4 protein-coding genes and 1 pseudogene are annotated in these 4,658 nt (G+C 56.0%); all 5 read left to right on the top strand.

Annotation, left to right across the window (positions count from 1 at the left end):
• Nucleotides 1-46 precede the first annotated feature (46 nt).
• Complete coding sequence (locus VEZ52_RS01755; RefSeq protein ID WP_324835269.1) at nt 47-1,216, top strand: ABC transporter substrate-binding protein; 1,170 nt, start codon at nt 47-49, stop codon at nt 1,214-1,216.
• 380 nt (nt 1,217-1,596) lie between these two features.
• Nucleotides 1,597-2,511: a branched-chain amino acid ABC transporter permease gene (locus VEZ52_RS01750; RefSeq protein WP_324835268.1), complete on the top strand. Its 915-nt coding sequence runs from the start codon at nt 1,597-1,599 to the stop codon at nt 2,509-2,511.
• A gap of 13 nt (nt 2,512-2,524) precedes the next feature.
• Nucleotides 2,525-3,688: a branched-chain amino acid ABC transporter permease gene (locus VEZ52_RS01745; protein WP_324835267.1), complete on the top strand. Its 1,164-nt coding sequence runs from the start codon at nt 2,525-2,527 to the stop codon at nt 3,686-3,688.
• A 78-nt stretch (nt 3,689-3,766) separates the two neighbouring features.
• Nucleotides 3,767-4,537 carry an ABC transporter ATP-binding protein gene (locus tag VEZ52_RS01740; RefSeq protein WP_192112140.1) on the top strand — a complete coding sequence of 257 codons (771 nt, stop codon included), beginning with the start codon at nt 3,767-3,769 and terminating at the stop codon, nt 4,535-4,537.
• A pseudogene (locus tag VEZ52_RS01735) lies at nt 4,537-4,658 on the top strand (ABC transporter ATP-binding protein); the annotation flags it as partial. The gene VEZ52_RS01740 and the pseudogene VEZ52_RS01735, both read left to right, overlap by 1 nt.

The following is a 4,658-nucleotide window of genomic DNA, read 5'->3' as shown; positions in this document are numbered from 1 at the left end:
TTTTTGGTACACCCCTGTAACTGCACATAAAACTCGGGAGGCCTTCATGAATTTGCTGAAAGTAGCGTCAGTTTGCGCCCTGTCTCTCTTTGTGGGGCAAGCGGCCATGGCCGCAGAAGCTCCGATCAAAATCGGGTTCCCCATCCCGCTTACTGGTGAAATCCCCAAGGTGGGCGAAGGTTCCAAGTATGCGGCTGAAATGCTGAAGGAAGAGATCAATGCCAAGGGCGGGCTGAAAGTGGGCGACAAGATGTACCCGCTTGAATTCATTTATGAAGACAATGAATCCAAACCCGAGTCTGCCGTTAACGTGACCCTGAAGCTCATTGAGCGCGACAAGGTCATGGCCATCGTTGGTCCCCAGTCTTCGCGTCAGGCCGTGCCTGCGGGCGCCGTTGCCAATGACGAACAGGTGCCCATGATTACCCCCTGGTCCACCAACCCCGACGCCACCAAGGACCGCCCCTGGGTGTTCCGCGGGGCCTTCCTTGACCCCTTCCAGGCTCCTGTAGCCGTTGACTTCACCACCAAGAAGTTCAACGCCAAAAAAGCCGCTGTTCTGTTTGAAGTATCCAACGACTACTCCAAGGGGCTTGCCGACAACTTCAAGGAAGCCTTTGAAAAGACCCACGGCAAGGGTTCTGTGGTGGCTATGGAATCGCACGGCCCCAAAGATCAGGATTTCTCAGCCCAGCTGACCAAGATCATCGCCGCCAAGCCCGATTTCATCTTTGTGCCTGAAAACTACAGCTTTGCGGCCCTTATTGTGCCTCAGGCCCGCGACCTCGGCTACAAGGGCCCCTTCATGGGTTCCGATGCCTGGGGTTCCGCCGAGCTCTTCAACCTCTGCGGCAAGGACTGTGTGGATCAGTATTTCTCCACCCACTACACCGCCGAGGGCGCGACCGGCAAAACCAAGGAATTCATCGACAAGTACAAGGGCAAGTATGGCTATGTGCCTGACGACGTTGCCGCTCTGACATGGGACTCCATCAATATCGTGCTCCAGGCCATCCAGAAGGCCGGCAAGATTGATCCCGACCTCAAGAAAGAACGCAAGATCATTCGCGACAACATGGCTGGCATGGCCAACTTTGACGGCATCACCGGCAGCATGAAGTTTGACGAAAACCGCGACCCCATCAAGTGCGCTGTTATCGTGCGCGTGACGGAAACCGGCGCGTTCGCCTTTGTGGAATCTGTCTGCCCCAAATAGCAGACATCAGCAGGTAATTGGCTCTGCCGCGCGGCCCAACCCACAGGGGGCCGCGCGGCGGCAAAACGCTCCAATGCGAATGGGAAACTGCGCCTCCGAACGGATCAATATTTTTTTGCCTCCGGCAACGTCCCATTGCGAATCAGGAATGGTTTTTTGCGTTTTTTTGGCATAAAAACATGTAGAGGCAAGGCCTGCCTTGCGGCGCTGGCGTAAGTCACCCGCAACTCAACCTTGGGACAACAGTTCTTTCGCCTGAACGGGCGGTTCAGGGGCCGCATACGCGCACTGCCGCTCAACATTCCGGCTTCGATCACGATTTGGAAAAAACTGCGCCACAGAATTCGCACACTGTAACCGTCAGCATTTTTGGGTAGCCTATGGACTTTCTGCTGCAACAGACCCTCAACGCCTTGCAATGGGGCAGCTTTTACGCCCTCATCGCCTTGGGCTACACCTTGGTTTACGGGGTGCTGCGCCTCATCAACTTTGCCCACGGCGATATTTTTATGGTCGGGGCCTACATTTCATTTTTTGTGGCCACGTATCTGGTTTCCTCCGATGGTCTTGGCCTTTCGAAGCCAATGACGCTGTGGCTGACCATTGTGCTGACCATGGGCCTTACAGCCCTTGTGGGCGTTACGCTTGAGCGCATTGCCTATCGGCCCCTGCGCCGCAAGGGCGCGCACAGGCTCTATGTGGTCATTACCGCGCTGATGTGCGGCCTTATTCTTGAAAACGGCAACCTTGCACTGCTTGGGGCAACCAAGCGCAAGCTGCCCGAGCTTATCGACAAAACCGTATATTCCATCGGGCCGCTGGTCATCACCAACCTGAAAGTATGGGTTATTGTGGCTGCGGTGCTGGTGTTTCTGTTCTTGCAGACCATTGTCACGCGCACCAAGGTGGGCATGGCCATGCGCGCGGTTTCCTGGGATCGCTTTGCCCTGCCGCTCATGGGCATACCGCTCGACAGCGTCATTGTGGTCACCTTTGTGCTCGGCTCGGGTATTGCCGGGCTTGGCGGCATGCTGTTTGCCATGTGCTACCCCAACCTTGAGCCTTACATGGGCGCCATGATCGGCTGGAAAGCCTTTATCGCGGCAGTTGTAGGCGGCATTGGCGACATACGCGGCGCATTTGTGGGCGGCTTTATGCTGGCATTTGTAGAAATCATGGTGGTGGCCTTTTTGCCGTCCACCTACATGGATCTGTTTTCCTTCACCATCCTGCTGCTCATCCTGTGGGTGCGGCCCACGGGCATTTTCGGCATGCCGCAAACGACCAAAATCTAGCCGGAGTGTCTGAATGCTGCCTCTTTTTGTACAAACGGTTCTTGTAATACTGGGCGTGCTCTGCTTCGGCTATGCCATCAAACGGGCTGTCAAACAGAGGAAGATAGACTGTCTTCTGTTCCTGATCGGCGGGCTGGTGCTTGTTTTTGCCGAATACTTTTCGTGGATTGACGGCTACTGGCTTTCGGTCATCAAGTTCATGGGCCTCAACGTTATTTTTGCCACCAGCCTGAACCTTGTGAACGGCTACATGGGCGAATTTTCCTGTGGTCACGCGGGCTTTATGTGCGTGGGGGCCTATGTGGGCGGGCTTATCTCCATCATTCTGTTTACCAAGAACAAAATGCTGGGCGCTCCCCTGCTGCCGCCAGAGCTTGCGCCCCTGCTCTTTCCTCTGGTGCTCGCCGCAGCGGGCGGCGTGGCGGCCCTCTTTGGCCTGCTGGTGGCCCTGCCCTCGTTCAAAACCCGTGACGACTATCTGGCAATCATCACCATTGCCGCCAACTACATCATCATTTCGCTCATCATCAATATCGACTTTGTGGGCGGCCCGCGCGGCCTTACAGGCATGCGCGGCGTGGTGCGCGCCATGGAGAGCGTGGCCGACATCCCCTGGATGATGATCTGGATGCTGCTTGGCGTGATGATCACCACCATGATGCTCTACCGTCTGGTAAACAGCACTCTGGGCAAGGGCATACCTGCGGTGTGTCAGAACGAAGTTGCCGCAGAGATCATGAGCGTCAACACCAAGAAGGTGAAGCTCGTGGCCTTTATGGTTTCGGCGGGCATTGCCGGTGTAGCGGGCGCGCTTTACGCGCATATGTTCAGCTCCATCTATGCCAACAGCTTTGGTATCATGAAGTCCACCGAGGCCATGGTCATGGTATATCTGGGCGGCATGGGTTCGCTTTCCGGCTCGGTGCTGGCAGCCGTGATGTTCACCCTGCTGATCGAGCTTTTGCGCTTTGCCCTGCCTGCCATGAGCGATCTGGCCCACATGCTGCCCTTTGTGCCCAATTCGTTTAATATCAGCCAGGAATGGAAGTGGGTCATCATCCCGCTGATTCTCATTCTGCTTATGCAGTTCAGGCCCGAGGGCCTCTTGGGCAACAGGGAACTGACCGATGTGTTCCCCAAACTGAAACGGCTGGTAAGCTTCGGCAAGCGCGACTAAAGCAATTGCCGGCCCCAGGGCGGCGCGTCCTGAAAGCGCCATTGATAGAGATACAACCAGAACGAGTGGGGGCTGACCTTGGCACTGCTTGAAATGAAAGAAGTCACGCAACGCTTCGGCGGGCTGATTGCGTTAACGGATTTTTCCATCGCCGTGGAAGACCACAGCCTTGTGGGCCTCATCGGCCCCAACGGCGCGGGCAAGACAACGGTGTTCAATCTGGCCTCGGGCTTTTATCACGCCACCGAAGGGCAGATTGTCTTTAACGGCCATACATACGACACCCGCCTCGAGCCGCATCAGGTTACGGCCATGGGTATGGCCCGCACCTTCCAGAACATCCGCCTGTGGAACGACATGACGGTGCTCGACAACATCTGCGTGTCGCAATACCACAGGCTCGGATACGGGCTGCTTGACGCGTGGCTCTGCAACGAGCGCTACAGCCGCGAAGAAAAACGCGTGCGGCAAAAGGCCTCAAAGATTCTTGAAATCATGGAACTGGCCGATGTGGCCAATGAATTTCCCAAAAACCTGCCCTACGGCCTGCAACGCCGAGTGGAGTTGGCCCGCGCCCTTTCCACCGATCCCAAGCTGCTGCTGCTTGATGAACCCGCCGCTGGCCTGAACTCCTCGGACGTGGACGGCCTCATCAAGCACATCCGATGGATCTTTGACGAATTCAAAATCGCCATCTGGATGATCGAACACCAGATGAAGGTTGTCATGTCGTTGTGCCAACACATTACCGTGGTGGAATTCGGCAAGACCATTGCCAAGGGCACGCCGCAGGAAATTCAGTCCAACCCCGATGTCATCAAGGCCTACTTGGGCGACGAGAACGTGTGATGCTACTGGAAGTTGAAAATCTCTACGCCGGCTATGGCAAGATTGAAGCCCTTCACGGCATTTCATTTCACGTGAACAAGGGCGAAATAGTCACCCTCATCGGGGCCAACGGCGCTGGCAA

It is taken from the genome of Desulfovibrio sp., assembly GCF_035644575.1.
In the GTDB taxonomy this organism is placed as follows: Bacteria; Desulfobacterota; Desulfovibrionia; order Desulfovibrionales; family Desulfovibrionaceae; genus Desulfovibrio.
Note: the sequence above shows the minus strand (reverse complement) of the source record. Positions and strands in the feature narration are given on the sequence as shown.